16 protein-coding genes are annotated in these 15391 nt (G+C 65.2%); 7 read left to right on the top strand and 9 right to left on the bottom strand.

What is annotated here, in order from left to right:
* The first annotated feature begins 38 nt into the window (after window positions 1–38).
* Window positions 39–455 carry a peptide-methionine (R)-S-oxide reductase MsrB gene (gene msrB, locus BM167_RS11345; RefSeq protein ID WP_092892527.1) on the top strand — a complete coding sequence of 139 codons (417 nt, stop codon included), beginning with the start codon at window positions 39–41 and terminating at the stop codon, window positions 453–455.
* Window positions 456–491: 36 nt separating this feature from the next.
* On the opposite strand, the gene BM167_RS11340 is transcribed toward msrB, so the two are convergent.
* Window positions 492–929 (bottom strand): universal stress protein, encoded by a 438-nt coding sequence (locus tag BM167_RS11340; RefSeq protein ID WP_092892525.1) that lies wholly within the window; start codon window positions 927–929, stop codon window positions 492–494.
* Window positions 930–1052: 123 nt separating this feature from the next.
* Between BM167_RS11340 and BM167_RS11335 the strand changes: the two genes are divergently transcribed.
* Window positions 1053–1844 carry a ZIP family metal transporter gene (locus tag BM167_RS11335; RefSeq protein WP_092892523.1) on the top strand — a complete coding sequence of 264 codons (792 nt, stop codon included), beginning with the start codon at window positions 1053–1055 and terminating at the stop codon, window positions 1842–1844.
* A 68-nt stretch (window positions 1845–1912) separates the two neighbouring features.
* Complete coding sequence (locus BM167_RS11330) at window positions 1913–2938, top strand: NAD-dependent epimerase/dehydratase family protein (RefSeq protein ID WP_092892521.1); 1026 nt, start codon at window positions 1913–1915, stop codon at window positions 2936–2938.
* A gap of 6 nt (window positions 2939–2944) precedes the next feature.
* Here the strand turns inward: BM167_RS11330 and BM167_RS11325 are convergent, their stop codons facing one another.
* Entirely contained in the window at window positions 2945–3616 is a 672-nt protein-coding gene (locus tag BM167_RS11325; RefSeq protein WP_092892519.1) for a helix-hairpin-helix domain-containing protein, read from the bottom strand.
* Between the two features lie 151 nt (window positions 3617–3767).
* Between BM167_RS11325 and BM167_RS11320 the strand changes: the two genes are divergently transcribed.
* Window positions 3768–4160 carry a pyridoxamine 5'-phosphate oxidase family protein gene (locus BM167_RS11320; protein WP_092892517.1) on the top strand — a complete coding sequence of 131 codons (393 nt, stop codon included), beginning with the start codon at window positions 3768–3770 and terminating at the stop codon, window positions 4158–4160.
* Window positions 4161–4204: 44 nt separating this feature from the next.
* Here BM167_RS11320 and BM167_RS11315 read toward each other — a convergent pair whose 3' ends face one another.
* Together BM167_RS11315 and BM167_RS11310 are read right to left on the bottom strand one after the other, a co-directional pair.
* The gene (locus tag BM167_RS11315) at window positions 4205–4861 is read right to left on the bottom strand and encodes a hypothetical protein (protein ID WP_092892515.1); all 657 of its coding nucleotides are present in this window, start codon (window positions 4859–4861) and stop codon (window positions 4205–4207) included.
* A 136-nt stretch (window positions 4862–4997) separates the two neighbouring features.
* Window positions 4998–5606, bottom strand: coding sequence for a translation initiation factor IF-2 subunit beta (locus tag BM167_RS11310; protein ID WP_092892513.1), 609 nt, complete (start codon window positions 5604–5606; stop codon window positions 4998–5000).
* Window positions 5607–5728: 122 nt separating this feature from the next.
* Between BM167_RS11310 and BM167_RS11305 the strand changes: the two genes are divergently transcribed.
* On the top strand, window positions 5729–5944 hold the full coding sequence (locus BM167_RS11305) for a DUF8015 family protein (RefSeq protein WP_092892511.1): 216 nt from the start codon (window positions 5729–5731) through the stop codon (window positions 5942–5944).
* Window positions 5945–5966: 22 nt separating this feature from the next.
* Here BM167_RS11305 and BM167_RS11300 read toward each other — a convergent pair whose 3' ends face one another.
* A complete protein-coding gene (locus BM167_RS11300) occupies window positions 5967–7097 on the bottom strand; it encodes a hypothetical protein (protein WP_092892509.1) in 1131 nt (376 codons plus the stop codon).
* Window positions 7098–7307: 210 nt separating this feature from the next.
* On the opposite strand from BM167_RS11300, the gene BM167_RS11295 reads away from it, so the two are divergent.
* On the top strand, window positions 7308–8267 hold the full coding sequence (locus BM167_RS11295; RefSeq protein WP_092892507.1) for a nucleoside hydrolase: 960 nt from the start codon (window positions 7308–7310) through the stop codon (window positions 8265–8267).
* 6 nt (window positions 8268–8273) lie between these two features.
* On the opposite strand, the gene BM167_RS11290 is transcribed toward BM167_RS11295, so the two are convergent.
* The 3 genes from BM167_RS11290 to BM167_RS11280 form a co-directional block, all read right to left on the bottom strand.
* Window positions 8274–9113 carry an ion transporter gene (locus BM167_RS11290; RefSeq protein ID WP_092892505.1) on the bottom strand — a complete coding sequence of 280 codons (840 nt, stop codon included), beginning with the start codon at window positions 9111–9113 and terminating at the stop codon, window positions 8274–8276.
* A gap of 80 nt (window positions 9114–9193) precedes the next feature.
* Window positions 9194–9631 (bottom strand): hypothetical protein, encoded by a 438-nt coding sequence (locus tag BM167_RS11285; protein WP_092892503.1) that lies wholly within the window; start codon window positions 9629–9631, stop codon window positions 9194–9196.
* A 134-nt stretch (window positions 9632–9765) separates the two neighbouring features.
* Window positions 9766–11961, bottom strand: coding sequence for an alkaline phosphatase PhoX (locus tag BM167_RS11280; protein ID WP_177213340.1), 2196 nt, complete (start codon window positions 11959–11961; stop codon window positions 9766–9768).
* Window positions 11962–12281: 320 nt separating this feature from the next.
* Here BM167_RS11280 and BM167_RS11275 point away from each other — a divergent pair, with 320 nt between their 5' ends.
* Entirely contained in the window at window positions 12282–13925 is a 1644-nt protein-coding gene (locus BM167_RS11275; protein WP_092892499.1) for a spermidine synthase, read from the top strand.
* Window positions 13926–13975: 50 nt separating this feature from the next.
* On the opposite strand, the gene BM167_RS11270 is transcribed toward BM167_RS11275, so the two are convergent.
* Window positions 13976–15220, bottom strand: a complete 1245-nt coding sequence (locus BM167_RS11270; RefSeq protein ID WP_092892497.1) for a CBS domain-containing protein — start codon at window positions 15218–15220, stop codon at window positions 13976–13978.
* Window positions 15221–15391: the final 171 nt, after the last annotated feature.

Here is a 15391-nt window from a genome sequence, read left to right as displayed (position 1 = left end):
CGGAAAGCCGTTTTCCGTCCGCGGCGCGTACCACGTGTATGAGCGAACGCGCGACGGAGACAGACGACGTGCCGAACAGCGAAGACCAGTGGCGCGAACGACTGAGCGACGAAGAGTACGAGATTCTGCGAGAACGCGGGACCGAACCTCGGTTCAGCGGCGAGCATCTGGACCGCTCCGAGGACGGCCAGTATCTCTGTGCGGGGTGCGGCGCGGAACTGTTCGACTCCGAGACGAAGTACGACTCCGGATGCGGGTGGCCTGCCTTCTTCGCCGCGAACGACGACAACGTCGAGACGGAGACGGACACCCGCCACGGGATGCGCCGCATCGAGGTGCTCTGTAAGAACTGCGGCGGCCACCTCGGACACGTCTTCGACGACGGCCCGGACCCCACCGGGAAACGCTACTGCATCAACTCCGTCGCCATCGACTTCGAGAGCGACGAGAACTGACGACGCCGACGCAGAGAACCGCCCGCCGGTATCGGCTCACTCCCCGTCGCCGTTGAGGTTCGCGGTCAAGACCGGAACGCTCGACCCGGCGACGACTTTCTGCGAGACGCTTCCGATGAGGTTCTTCGTGTAGTCGCCGCGGCGCGTCCCCATCGTTATCAGGTCGGCGTCCATCTCGTCGGCGTACGCGAGAATCTCGTCGGCGGGGTCTCCCTTCCGTACGGCTTCGGTGACGGAGATGCCCGCCTCGGAGAGGCGGGTCGCCGCACGGTCGGTCGCGGTTTCGGCCTCGCCTTCGAGTTCGGCGAGTACGTCCGCTTGCATCTCCTCTTGGAGTGTCAGAAAGGCTCGGTCGTCGACGACGTAGAGGACGTGTACCTCCGCGTCTCTCCGCGTGGCGATGTCCGCGGCTGTTTCGACGACCGTCTGCATCGACTCGGTTCCGTCCGTGGGCAACAGGATTCGCTGGAACATATCCCTCAGTCGGGCGTTTGCGCCCGGGACGCCTATATCCTCGCTTCCGTTTTCGCTGGGTGATACCCGCGCGCTCACGGTCGGCGGAAGGTACACGTACCCGCCGACCGACCATCGAAAAAGATGAACGCCGCGGAACTTTTCGTCTCCCTGTTCGGGACCGACCCCCTGATACTCGGACTGGCCGGGGGCGCGTTCATCGCGCTCTGTAACACGGTGGGCGCACTCGCCATCGTCGTCTACCCGAATCCGAGCGAACGGACGTTAGACGCCGCACTCGGCTTCGCCGCGGGCGTCATGCTCTCTGCGAGTTTCACGAGTCTCCTGCTCCCGGGCATCGAACTCGGCGGGCCGTTTCCGGTGTTCGTCGGCTTCGCACTCGGCGTTGTCCTCCTCGACAAGGCCGACGACTGGGCGCCGAACGTCCAACAGGTCGTCACCGGCCGCCGAGTCGATCCCTCGGACGGCAGGATGGCGTCCGTCGTCCTCTTTATCGTCGCCATCACCCTCCACAACATGCCGGAGGGACTCGCCGTCGGGGTCGGATTCGGGTCCGGCGATATCGGCAACGCCGTCGCCCTCATGCTCGCCATCGGCGCGCAGAACGTCCCCGAGGGTCTGGCCGTCTCACTCGCCGCCCGGAGCGCCGGCCTCGGGTCGTACTTCTACGCCGGTATCGCGGGGATACGCGCCGGTCTCGTCGAGATTCCGCTGGCCGTCGTCGGCGCCGTCGCCGCGGCGTTCGTCGCGCCCGTCGTCCCCTACGCGATGGGCTTTGCCGCGGGCGGAATGCTGTTCGTCATCAGCCACGAGATCGTTCCCGAGACGCACGCGCGCGGCCACGAACACGTCGCCACCATCGGTCTCATGGTCGGCGTCGCCGTCATGCTCTATCTCGACGTCACGCTCGGGTAGTCGTCGCTCGCGTCGTCGTTTCTGGCCGGGACGCCGAGGTTTTTACCTCCCGGGGACGGCCCGGACCTATGCACGTTCTCGTCGTCGGCGGAACCGGTCTGATAAGCACCGAAATCACCCGACAGTTGGTGGATTCGGGCCACGACGTCACCGTCTACAACCGCGGCGAAACGGAGGCCGAGATTCCCGAAACCGTCTCGGCCGTCCGGGGCGACCGGACCGACTTCGACCGGTTCGAAGCGCAGATGCGCGAACTGGACCCCGCACCCGACTGCGTAATCGACATGGTCTGTTTTACCGAGGCGGAAGCCGAGAGCGCCGTCCGCGCCTTCCGCGGCCGAATCGACCAGTACGTCTTCTGTAGCACCATCGACGTCTACCACCGGCCGCCGCCGCGAAACCCGGTGACCGAAGAGGCCCCTCGTCGCCCGCCCGTCAGCGACTACGCCGCGGGCAAAACCGCCGCCGAAGACGTCTTCTTCGACGTTCACGGGGAGGCGTTCGACGTGACCGTCCTCCGCCCGTGGAACACCTACGGCGAGGGCGGAACGCTCGTCCACACCTTCGGGATGGGGTCGTCCTACGTCGATAGAATCCGCGAGGGCGCGCCCATCGTCGTCCACGGCGACGGCACGTCGCTTTGGGGGCCGTGCCACCGCGACGACGTGGCCGCGGCGTTCGTCGGCGCCGTCGGGAACGAGGACGCCCACGGCGAGGCGTACAACGTTACGAGCGACGAGACGATGACGTGGAACCAGTACCACAGGCGCGTCGCGTCTGCGCTCGATGCGCCCGAACCGGAGTTGGTCCACGTGCCGACCGCGGTTCTCACCGCCGTCGCGCCCGAACGGACGCGGATGCTCCGGGACCACTTCCAGTACAGCACAGTCTTCGAAAACGAGAAGGCCAAACGCGAGTTGGGGTTCGAGTACACCGTCGACTTCGAGACGGGCGTCCGCCGGACCGTCGAGTGGTTGACCGAGAGAGATGCCGTCGAGTCGATGGAGACGGATCCGTTCGAGGACGAACTCGTCGAGTCGTGGCGCGAGACGACCGAGGCGTTCGTCGCGGCGAACCGGGGACTCGCGGACTGACCCCGCCTACGCCTCCGCGCCGGTGTCGTCGGCGTCGTCTTCCGGAACGTCCGCTTCGGACGCCTCGGCGGCGTCGGCAATCCACTGTTCTGCCCGTTCCGGACTGACGCCAGCGGCCTCGCTCACGTCCGTCGCGTCCGCGGCGGCGAGGGCGTCGAGTGAGTCGAGACCCGCGTCTCCGAGGACGCTGGCGTACGCCCCGCCGATTCCCGTAACCGCGGTCAGGGGTTCGTCCTCCGCCGTCGAGGCTCTCCTATCGGCGTCGGCGCCCGTCTCTCCTTCCACCGTCGCTTGGGACCGGGCGGACGCTTCCGACGTCGTCTCCTCGTCTCCGCCTCCGGTCTCTCCCGTCTCCTCCGTCGGGTTCGGTTCCCGCGCTTCCGCCTCGGCGGCCGCCGCCGCGCCCCGGACATCGACGTCCGCGTCCGTCGCCTCTCCGTCGTCACGCCCATCGGTCTCCTCGCCTCCGTCCGCCTCTCCGCTCTCGCCCGTCGGGAGGACGAACCGGAGTTCGTCGTAGGGGACGAACCCGGAGACGCGCTCTCGTCCCGGGTCCGCAAAAAGGAGAACGCCCTCCGCGATGGCTTTGAAGTTCCCGCAGGTCACGGTGGGGCCGTTCGTCAAGTGGACGGAGAGTCGCTGTGCCTCGTCTGTCGAACCGTCGTGTTCGGATGACATAGTGTGAGTTCGCAGATACGGTCCGCGGACCGAGAGCTACACGCGCGACCGACAGAAGCGTTCGGGCGGGCGCTGGCGACTGTCACTCGGTCGGACCGGTCGCGGACGCCCGCGCCGAACCGTTTTGCCGCCGGGGCGTCTCCTCCGTCGTATGTCCGACGCCGTCGATTCGGAGACGGAGGAACTGCTGACGAGCGAACCGCTCATGGCCCACCTGGCGACGTGTCGCGACGGCCGCCCGCACGTCGCCCCCCTCTGGTACCGCTACGAGGACGGCGTCGTGGAACTCGTCACCACCGGTACGAAACTGCGGAACGTCCGCGAGAACCCGAAGGTGGCGCTGTCGGTGCAGAAAGACGAGGGCGGACACGCGAAGTGGATGGTGACGCTCCTCGGCACCGCCACCGTCGTAGAGGACGAGACGGAGACGCGGGCGGCGACCCGAAAGATAAACGAAAAGTACGGCGTCGATTCGGACGCGTGGGACGAGAACGTCCTCGTCAGAGTCGACGTGGGTTCGGCGTCCTCGCAGACGTACGACTGAGTCCGACTCTCGGACGCCGTTCTCCGGCCGCGAGCCGACGATACTCACCCGTCGGTCGGACGCCCCGGGGCCGGTCCGGACGGTCCGTCCCGCCGGTTTTCCCACCACCGTCCGACTATCGCTCCGGCGCCGAGGACGGCGACGAGAGCCCCGAACACGAGATTGAGTAGCGGCACGTTGACGACCAGCGACCCGACCACGAGCGCGACCCAGAGGCTCGGTTCCCCGCCGCGCACCCTCCGGAGCAGGGCGGACCCGAGCACGACCGTTCCGACCGCGGACGCGACGGACAGAAACAGCAGTCCGCCGAAGACGGGAACGGCGGCGACCAAACTGAGCGGTTCCGGAGCGCCCGCGTTCACGAGAACGAGAAGCACCACCGCGAGGAGGACGGTTCCGGCGATGCCGCCGACGACCACGCCGATGCCGAGCGCTCCGGTCCGAACGGGCCGAGCGTAGAGTCGCTTCTCCGCGTCCCGGACGTACGACCCGGAGGAGACGAACTCCGAGACGGCAACGACGAGCCCGCAGAATACGACTGAGACCGCGACGTAGACCGCGTACCCCAGTAATCCGAGGACGACGAGTTCGGCGGTTCCGGCACCGAGTCTCAGCGAGTCGGGGGCGAACTGTGCAGTCGCCGTCGCGGGGACGAACGCCGAGGGGAGGGACGCCCACGCGAGCGAACGATGAGGGACCATAATCGCGAGTCGAACCGGACGCCTGATAAAATCCTGTTACCAGTTTCTCGGCCGCGGTGCCGTCGCTCTCTTCTGTACGGGGGTGGTTCTCACAGGCGCGGCACGGTCGAAAATCGGCGAACGTCGGAGCGAGCGCTCAGACGAGGCGGGCGAACGCGAGGGTGCCGCTCACGTTCTCTATGATGATGCGGACGACCTGCCCCTCCTGTGCGCCGGGGACGAATATCGTGTACTTGCCTTTCTCGGCGACGCCGTCGCCTTTGCGACCGGTTCCGGTGATCTTCACTTCGTAGGTGCGACCCTCCTCGACCGCCTCTTGGGACTGCGTCTGCGACTGCGAGGAGCGCTTCTGGACGGGGCGGAACGCACCGCAGGCCTCACAGCGGAGCATGTCCACGCCGTCTTCGGTCACGAGACGGGTGTCGGGCAGTCCGCACTCGGAGCAGGTGACGTACTCCGCGACGTAGTCTTCGAGGGCCTCGTCGAAGTCGGCCACCGAGAACGACCCGCTGTACCGCGCGCGCTTTTCGTCGAGTTGCCCGCTGGTCCCGAGCGTCCGCTGGATGAAACTGTGGACGTGTTCGGGTTTCCGAGAGAGGGCGTCGGCGATGGCGCCGAGGTTCGTCAGTCGGGTGAACGCCCCGTCCGTCTCCCCCTCCGGGTCGGGAATCGTGAGCCGAGACTCTTCTTGCGAGCGGTCCGGGAGATCCTCGAACGCTCGGTCGAGAGAACTAGTGTACTCCATACCTGTCTCAGTATCTCCCGGCCCATAGGAGTTCCGTGGTACTCGCTCGCAGGTAGTTCGCCCGCGCCGTTCGAGCGCGTTCCACCGCCAGAACTTCGGGGTTGGCGGCGCTCGATGTGAGCATGTACACCTGGCAGTACTACGACGTGATTCTCATCGGCGTGTTCGTCAGCATGGCTCTCGGCGTCCTCGTCGGTCTGTTCACCTCGATACCGCCGAGCGTCTCCGTCGCGGGGTTCGGCCTCGTCTCCGCCGCGTTCATCGGACACGGTCTGTTCGTCAACGGCCCGGTGGACGACGCGAGCGACCTCACGGACGAAGTCGACGCGCTGAACTGAGACGCCGCAGTCGCCCGTCGCGCTACGTCTCGACCGGCGCGATGCCGACGACTTCCACGAGCGGAATCGACCGTTCGGTCCTCGTCGCTTCGGTGGCCCCGCGGACGGTTCCCCACACCTGCACTCGCTCTCCGTCGAGTAAGCGAAACTGCACGGCGTCCTCGTACAACCGTCCGGAGGGCCACCGACAGGCGACGTCGTCGACCCACGTCCCGTTCGGACCGCGGGTCACCGCGAGGCGGATACCGCGTTCGGTGACGCCCTCGACGGTTCGCCGGACCGTCCCGTCGTATCGGACGGCGTGCCCGGCGCGTGACTCCGGGTCGGCGGCGAGTTCGTCGTACGGTATCGCCGTCGCGTTCTCGACTCGCCGTCCGCTCGTCGGATTCCCGTAGGTCGGCGTCCGGGCCGTCGCGTCGCCCCCGGACGCGGACGGAGACCCCACGCCGCCCGCGGGTATCGTCGGGAGACGATTCCGGAGCGGTGCCGCCCGCTCTCGAACGGCCCGCCGGAGTTCGGGCGACGCGCGCACCGCGTCGGACAGTCCCTCGACGAACAGGTACGTCACCAAGCCACCGACGACGTACTTCCCGGCGATTCGGACGGCGTCGCGTCGAGTCAACTGCTCCTCTTCGTCTCCGTCCGCGTCGTCGTCTCCCTCGTCGCGTTCCCCGTCGTCTCCGTCGCTCTCGCTCTCTTCGACCGGGTCTCCGAACCAGTCTTCGACCGTCTCCGTTTCCGTCTCGGGGTCGGAGTCGGATTCGAGGGCGCGGACCGCCGACTCGACGCCCGCCTCGCGGACTTCGACTGCGAGGCGCGCGGCGTCGAACTCCCAGACGCTCGGCACGTGGGCGTCGTCGTCTATCTCCGCGGGTCCGAGCGTGACGACGTGCGGTTCGACGCCGTCCCGTTCGCAGGCGTCCGCGAACACCCGCATCCTCCGGCGGTCGATTCGACCGCCGGCCGAAATCCACGAGCGAATCCGCCGAGACGCGCCGTCGTCCGTCCGCCCTCTCGCCTCGACGTACAGGTCCGGTCCGCTGAACCGAATCGCCGTCTCGTAGCCGCGAGCCTCCCACATCCGACGGACGACGCGCGCGCCCTCCCTGTCGGGCCGTCGGTCGAGTATCTCGCGAAGCGACGTCTCGTTCATCCGGTTGCCTCCCCGTCGCTCCGGCCCATATCTGTTTTCACTTGCTCTCGAAACTGATAATCGAACTGTAGCGTAGCGGTCCAACCGTAGCGTGATTAGATGGTTCTCCCTACGCCCCCATCGAAATCGACACGCGGGCCGACGTTCCGCGGTCGGAGCGGCGGTCTGTCAAATCACGGTAATTAAGAACGTCCGTCCCGATTGGGGGGTATGTCTCGTCGAGTTATCGTCGATACCGACACCGCGGGCGACGACACGCAGGCCATCTTGCTCTTGGCGACGGCCGACTCCGTCGAGTTGGAGGCGGTCACCATCGCCGCCGGAAACGTCGAGTTCGACTACCACGTCGAGAACGCGAAGTACACCCTCGAGGTGGCCGACGCGGCCGACGAGGTGCCCGTCTACGAGGGCGCGCGCCGACCACTCGTCAAAGACCACGAACACGTCTCGCACATCCACGGCGAGGGCGGACTCGGCGGCGACTTCTTCCCCGACACGGGCATCGACTCCGCGGAGGGGTTCGCGCCGGACGCCATCGTCGAGGCGGCCCGCGAGTCGCCCGGCGAGATAACCCTCTGTTGTATCGCGCCGTTGACGAACGTCGCTCTCGCCCTCCGCCGAGAGCCGAATCTGAACGAACTCCTGGACGAGGTGTGGGTGATGGGCGGAGCGGTCAACACCCTCGGCAACGACACTCCCTCCGCGGAGTACAACTTCTGGGTCGACCCGGAAGCCGCGAAGATGGTGATGCGAGAACTCGACGTGACCCTCGTCGATTGGGGTCTGACGGTTCGAGACGCGACGTTCGAGGCGGAGTTCCTCGACCGACTGGAGTCGATAGACTCCGAGTACGCCGAGTTCTATCAGACGGCGAACGAGCAGGTCCGTCGGTTCAGCCAGAAGCGCTACGGCGAGGACACCACCACCCAACCGGACTCTCTGACCGCCGCCTGTCTCGTCGCCGACGACGGACTGATAACCGAGTCCTCGGAGTACTTCGTCGACGTGGACGAACGCGAGGGGATGACCCGCGGGTACAGCCTCGTCGACGAGTTGGGAATCACCGACGGGGACCCCCGGACGCGAGTCGTCGAATCGGTCGACGAGGAGACGTTCCGCGAGATGTTCGTGCGGATGCTCGCGGAGGGCGCGCCAGAAAAGCCGCTCTGAATCCAGTCACCGCCGCGAATCGTACTCCTGATAGACGACGTGACCGCACGACTTGCAGTGTGAGGCGTCCGGGTCGTGATGCGAGAGGCCGCAGTTCGGGCAGGTGACGTTCACCTTCTCCTTGTTCGACCACTCGCGGACTATCTTGCTCGCCTGCCACGGGACGAGGACGATGGCCGCAAGAATCGACACGACGGTCACCAACCGACCCGTCGACGTTACCGGCACGATGTCGCCGAATCCGACGGTGGTGAGGCCGACGACGGCGAAGTAGAAGGCGTCGCCGAAGTTCGAGACGTTGGGGTTCGCCCCGCGTTCGACGCTGTAGAACAGTCCCGCGGAGACGAAGAAGATAGACATCACCGTCAACAGTAGCTTCATCACTCGAAGCGTCTCCACGGAGACGGTGCCGAAGAAGAACTCCTCGTTCTGCGTGAACCGGAAGAACCGCAGGATTCTGACAACTCGAAGCACGCGGAGGAATCCGATGCTCGCGGCGAGGGGCGTCGGTAACAGCAACACCGCGAACGTCGGCAGGATGGCGAGAAGGTCGACCACCGTGTACGGACTCAGAAACTCGGCGGCGGTGTCGCGCGCGCCGTACAGTCGAAGCAGGTACTCCGCGAGAAACAGCACCGCGATACCCACTTCCGCGCGCCACAGAACCGTCCGAGTCTCCGCCGATACGAGGTACGTCTCGGCGACGACGATACCGACGAAGAGGAGGTTCCCGAGGAGCAACGCGACGTCTATCGCCTTCCCGACTCTCGTCCGGTGGTCGAGGAGGTAGAACCGAACCGTCTCGCGGAGGTCCATCTCCTCGGAGGGGTACGCCTGACCGCCCATGAGGTATCAGTTACGGTACCAGGGGAATAGCGTGACGGCGTCTCGCACCGACGCCGAACGCGAGAGGGGAGAGCGTCGGATTACTCCTCGCCCATCTCCATCACCCCCTCGCGTATCTTCTCGGCTCGCTTCCGCACCCGATTGGCGTACCGTTCTACCTTCTCGGGTTTCTCGCCGTAGTAGGAGGCGACCCACTCGACGTCCACGCGCGGTTGCGTGAGGAAGTAGCCCACGAGCGTGTCTCGCCCGGCCTGGATTATCTCCGGCGGCACGCCGCGTTCGCCCGTTCCCGCCTCTTGAAATCCGTTGACGTCGAAGTAGACGTCGGCGTACAACTCGGCCGTCGCCGGGTCCTCGAACTCGATGCCCGCGTGGTGCGGTGCCTCGAACCGGTAGACGGTGTCGTCTCCCGCGGTCGTTCGCTCGACGATGCGGACGTCGAGGACGTAGTCGCGGTGGACTGAATCGGTCGGGACGGCGGTCTGTTCGCTTTCGGCTCGTTCGTTTGTTCGTGACATCTTCGTGTCTCTGTAAGTGGGAGAAAGACGGCTACCGGCGGGAACGCGGCCCGCGGCGCCTCGTCCCGCGTCGGTCGTCTCTCTGGCCCGCGTCGGTCGTCGGAGTCGGTTCGCTCGCTCGCTTCGGTTCCGGTTCAGTCCTCGTCGCCCCCTTCGTCGTCACCCTCATGGTCGCCGTCCTCGTCGCCATCTTCGTCGTCGTCCTCGTCGCTCTGGCTCAGGTAGTCGGAGACCGTCTTGCCGACGCTCTCGGGCTGGTAGACGTAGAGTCCGTCGTTCGGGTACGACCGGGCGGGCCCGCCGAATCCGTCCTCGCAGCAGAGGACGCGGCCGTCGCGCATCGTGTAGACGTTGTCGATGTTTCGGAGTGCGTCGTCGGCGTCCTCCGGCGGGTCGGTGAAGTCCGGGCCGACGATGACGGGTTCGAGTTCCGAGACGTTGTAGTCGTCTTCGAGTTCGGCGCGGTAGACGACGCCGCCGTCGACGCGGTCCATCTGGACGTCGCCCTCGTCGTCGGCGAGGGCATCGTTGAACTCAGAGATGCCGAAGTAGACGTAGTCGCCGGGTCCGGCGTCGTCGACGCTGTCGACGCCCTCGGCCTTGTTGAACTCGATAGAGGCACCGACCTCTTTTGCGGCCGCTCGGGTCTCCAAGAACGGGACGCGCCGGAGCTCCTCGTCGACGCCGTTCGGCCCGTTCTCCTCGTACTGTTCGGCCCACCTGACGATGTCCCTGTTGTCGATGTAGTTCGAGTTACCGTTGTGGATGACTTCGAGGTCGGCCTCTCGCAACGCCGTCGCCGGGTCGTCGGCCCAGTTGGTCTCGGCGTGGGCTTCGAGGTAGTCGACCTGCGTGACGTTGTCGTAGTCGTCGATCCACGACTCGACTTCCGCGTTCGTCGCGTGTCCGAGTTCCAGCCACTCCACTTCGAGCGGAACGTCCGCCGGGGAGTTCCGTTGGCCCGAGTCCTCGACGCTCGCCTCGTCGTTCGTGATCTTGGGCGCGTAGAGCGTTCCGGCGACGTCCATCGGGTCGTCGTAGTCGGGGATGGGCTCGTCGGCGACGAACTTGTAGATCCCCTTGCTGTCGCCGTCCGAACAGCCGTACACGGTCTTGAGGTCGCCCTCGAAGTCCGGCGCTTCCCAGGCGGCCCGACCCATCACGTAGTACTTGACCGCTTCGGGCTCGTCGGCCGTCGGTTCGCGGAAATCGACGAAGTAGCCGTAGCGGTACGGGTTCGGGTAGACGTCGTCTATCGGCGACGTCCTGAGGTTCTGGTCGTCGACCTGGTCGTTCTGGTCGGAGCCGAGGTAGTACGCGAGGAACTCGACGCCGGTCAGCGACCAGTAGCCCTGCGGGCTGAAGTCCTCGTCGAGGTAGTCTTCCTCGGCGTACGTCGATATCGCGTCCGATATCTCGCTGGGGTTCGGTCGGTTCCAGAAGTGGGCCGCGCCGACGAGTCCCAACCCGGAGCCCGCCTCGGCGATGTCGCTCACTTTCGCCGTCAAGTTGACGCGCGGGTGCGAGTAGTTCTCTTCGGCGGAGACCATCGTCCCCCACGGGGAGAGGTCGCCGTAACAGTTGATCCGCGTACCGCCGTGGGCGCGAAGCGACTCCGTGTTGGTCAGGTTCATCGCGTTTTCGAGGTCGGCGTGCCACTCTCCGTCCTCGTCTTGACTGATGGGAACCCGAGAGACGGAGCCGGGACTGTTCTCCCAGTTCGTGAACAGATATCCTTCGGTCCCCTCGTCGTTCGACGGAACGAACTGGTTGCAGTCGGGGTTGCTCGCGGCGAGTCCGTACTGCGTGCCCGCGAAGTACGGCCGTTCCTCGCGTTCGGGGTCCTCGGGACTTTCGCGCATGATGTCGGTCCCGTCCGGCGTCTGGGTGACGCCGAGGAGTTCGTCGCCGCCGTTGATCGGTTCGCGCCCGTAAAAGAGGATCTCGTAGTCCCCGCTTCCCGCGCGGACGTCGCGTTGTTCCTCCTCGGTTTCCGGTATTCCGATCTCATCGAAGTCGTCGTTGTCGCCGTCGAAGTCGAACTGGAACCCGCTGAAGTAGCCGACGGCCGCCCGCCCGAACGGGTCGCCGTTCTCTTCGGACGGGTGCTGGAGGCTGTACAGCAACGACCCGTCCTCGAAGACGAACGGCCCCGTCACCTCCGCTCCGAACGCGGTCGTCGAGAATCGCTTGAGATCACCCTTGACACTCGGTGCGCCCGGTGTGTCGCTCTCCTCTACTTCTTCGGCGGCCACCACGCCTGGTACGGTCGCTCCGAGCGATGCGGCGACCGACGTCGCCATGAGCTGTCGCCTGCTGAATTCTACCATGCCACATATGAAGATTGGCTGTCAATATAATTATTTTTATAATGTGTCTAACTATACACACATATTCGAGCGTATATCTCGGTAGTAACGCGTTATGCTAGGGACGGACAGCCCCATAGACGAGCTTGTTCTCCCGTTTATAGTCGGACAAAGATAAATTATTTCTAAACAATATGTGTTCCGATCGTGTTTCTATCTATGTCGCGAATCAGATAATTACCCGTTTCTGGCGGTGAACTGTCTCGAAATCAGATATGTGACACGTCCGGCCGCTTCGCCACTCGTTCAACACTTAATGGCTCGTCGTCCGTAGACCCTCTATGGCGTCGACGCTCTCTCGGTCTGCTCTCCGACTGTCGAAACCGGAAGTCGCGGTGTTCTCCTCCGGCGTGGCCAGCATGGGGTTGGAGATTCTGGCCGGACGGATGATCGCGCCCCAGTTCGGCAGTAGCATCTACACGTGGGGTAGCATCATCGGCGTGTTTCTCGCCGCCCTCAGTCTCGGTTACCACCACGGAGGGCGGCACGCCGACTCGCAGGCCTCGAACGACCGGATGGTGAAACTGTTTTTGGCAACTGCGCTCTACGTGGCCGGGGTCATCTTCTTCGGCGACGTCATGCTGCAGGCGGCGGTGGCGTTCCCCCTTCCGAGTCGGTTCGCCTCGCTTCCGGCTATCACGCTTCTTTTCGGCCCGCCGACGTACCTGCTCGGGTTCATCAGTCCTTACGCCGCGGAACTCTCGGCGAAAGAGGGGACCGGCGAGGCGTCGGGGCACGTCTACGCCGTCGGAACCGTCGGCAGCATCGTCGGCGCGTTCGCGACGACGTACTTTCTCATCCCCTCTTTGAGCGTCGAACAGATCGGACTCGTCTTCGGTCTTCTCTCCGTCGCCACCGCGGTGTACGTCGCCGCCCCGAAACTCGGACGGCAACGCGCGGGACGGAGTCTGGTCGTCGCCCTCCTCCTCGTCGTCGCCGCCGCGTCCGGCGGCGTCGGACTCTCAGCGACGGGCGACACCGTCTACCAGACGCAGACGCCGTATCAGGAGTTAGAGGTGGTCGATAGCGGCGACACGCGCACGCTGTACCTCGACGGGCAACCCCACAGCGCGATGAATGTAGCGGACCCGACGGCCCACGTCTTCGACTACACGCCGTACTTTCACCTCCCACTCTTGATGACAGACGACGTGGACCGAGTGCTGTTCATCGGCGGCGGCGGGTTCACCGGTCCGAAGCGATTCGCCGAGGAGTACGACGTCGAGGTGGACGTCGCCGAAATCGACCCCGAAGTCGTCGACGTGGCAAAGCGGTACTTCGAAGTCGAGGAGTCGGAGAACCTGACCATCCACACCACGGGCGGACGGCAGTTCCTCCGAGAGACAGACGAGACGTACGACCTCATCGTCCTCGACGCGTACAAGAAGGACAAAGTGCCGTTCCAGTTGACGACGGTAGAGTTCATGGAACTCGCCAGCGACAGACTCACCGAAGACGGCATCCTCTTTGCGAACGTCATCTCCGCGCCGAGTGGCCCGGCCTCGCAGTTCTACCGCGCGCAGTACAAGACGATGTCGCAGGTGTTCCCGCAGGTGTACAGTTTCCCGACACAGCAGGGTATCGTCGTTCAGAACATCGAAGTCGTGGCGACGAAGAACGGCACGCGCATCTCCGAATCGGAACTCAGAGCGCGCAACGAACGGCGCGACATCGGAATCGACCTCACAGAGGAGATAGCGTCGTACCGCAACGAGGAACGGACCGACGACGTGCCGGTTCTCCGCGACGACAGAGCGCCCGTCGATAGCTTGCTCGACCCGATGGTGGGGCAACGCTACGTCGTCGGAGAGACGGAAAACAGCGGGACGGCGGAAAGCGAGACGAACGCGAACGAGACTGCGACGGCCGAGGCGGCGTCGAACGAGTCGCGCGTCGCGGCGGCGACGCGGGCGACGGCGCGGTAGGTCGATATCCCGCCGGTTCGGTCAGCGCCGAGAACCCGGAGCCGCGGGGGTCAGCCTTCGACCCACCAATCGACGACGCTCTCTACTTCCTCTCGCTTCTCCGGCGTCGGCCGGTCGTTCCGCGACGTCACGTCTCGGCTCTTGTCTTCGAGGACGTTCTCCTCTACGATTTCGCTCGCCGTGCCGAACGACGACTCCGCGCCGTACTCCTCGGCGGACCCGAAGAACCGACCCCTGTCGGTGAACAGTCTGACCGTCGTCTCGACGAGGGGCATCCCCCGGAGGCGTTCCTCGTGTTCGTGGAAGACGACTTTCGCTTCGAGGATATCCATCTCGGCGTGTTTCGCGTCTATCTCCTCGATTCGCCTCGCGACGTCCTCCCGCGAGAGGGTGTCCAGCATCTTCACGTTGAAGATTTGGACCGGGATGCGCTCTTCGTCGCTGTTCGTGAGGGCGTCGAGGGCGTCGGTCACGGTCACGATACCGACGACGTCGTCCGTCTCCTCTTCGACGACGATCAGCGAAGAACAGTTCTTCTCCAGCATCTCTCCGATGGCGTCGCCGAGTTGCGCTCGGGGCGTCGTCGTGTAGGCGGCTGGCGTCATCACGTCTCTCGCGGGGAGGTCGAGCAACCGCGCCGAGTCCCCGGCGCGTTCGCCGTATCCGCCGCTCGACGCCCGGAAGTCGGCGGTCGAACCTTCGCCGCCGTGGCCGTCGAACCCGTCCGCGTTTCCGCCCTGTTCTTGGTCCACCTGCCGGACGGTGAACTCGACGAGGTCGGACATGCTGACCATCCCCTCTGCGGCCCCGTCTTCGACGACCGGCACGCGCGAGATGCGGTTTTCGAGGAGGTGATTTATGACCTGTCCGACCGTCGTCTCGCGTTCGACCGAGATGAGGTCCTGCGTGTAGACGTCTTCGACGTCGAGTGCGTTGAGATTCTCCTGTACCTCGTCGACGAGATTCATCGCCTTCACGACGCCGACGAACTTCTCTCCCTCGTCGAAGACGGGGAGCATCTTCAGTTCGTTCTCGACCATCAGTCGGGCGACTTCGCGGACGTCCTCGTGTCGAGATACCTTCGGCGGCGCGGTGGCGACGTTCAGCGCCGTCTCCTCGGGCGGGTGGTGCGACGACAGCAGTTGTTTCTGCGAGACGACGCCCTCGAACGAGCCTCCGTTCGTGATCACGATGACGCGGTCTTCGTTCGTATCGAACGCACCGCGGAGTTTCGACACAGGTGTCTTGGCGTCTTGTTCGACGTAGTCCGTCGAGACAACTCCGTCTATCTCCATACTGTCGGCGCTTCGTCCTCCACCCGCTTGAGAGGTGGGCCAGTAGACTCATATTCCACCTCGATTCGACCGTCCCGCCCTCGAATCGTCCCTCCGTGATTGCTCGCCCGGCGCGTACGCCGCGCGGGCGCGGACGACTCCTCAGAAGAACCCGCCGGTTGTCGAAGGAAC

The organism is Halopelagius inordinatus (assembly GCF_900113245.1).
Taxonomy (GTDB): domain Archaea; phylum Halobacteriota; class Halobacteria; order Halobacteriales; family Haloferacaceae; genus Halopelagius; species Halopelagius inordinatus.
Note: the sequence above shows the minus strand (reverse complement) of the source record. Positions and strands in the feature narration are given on the sequence as shown.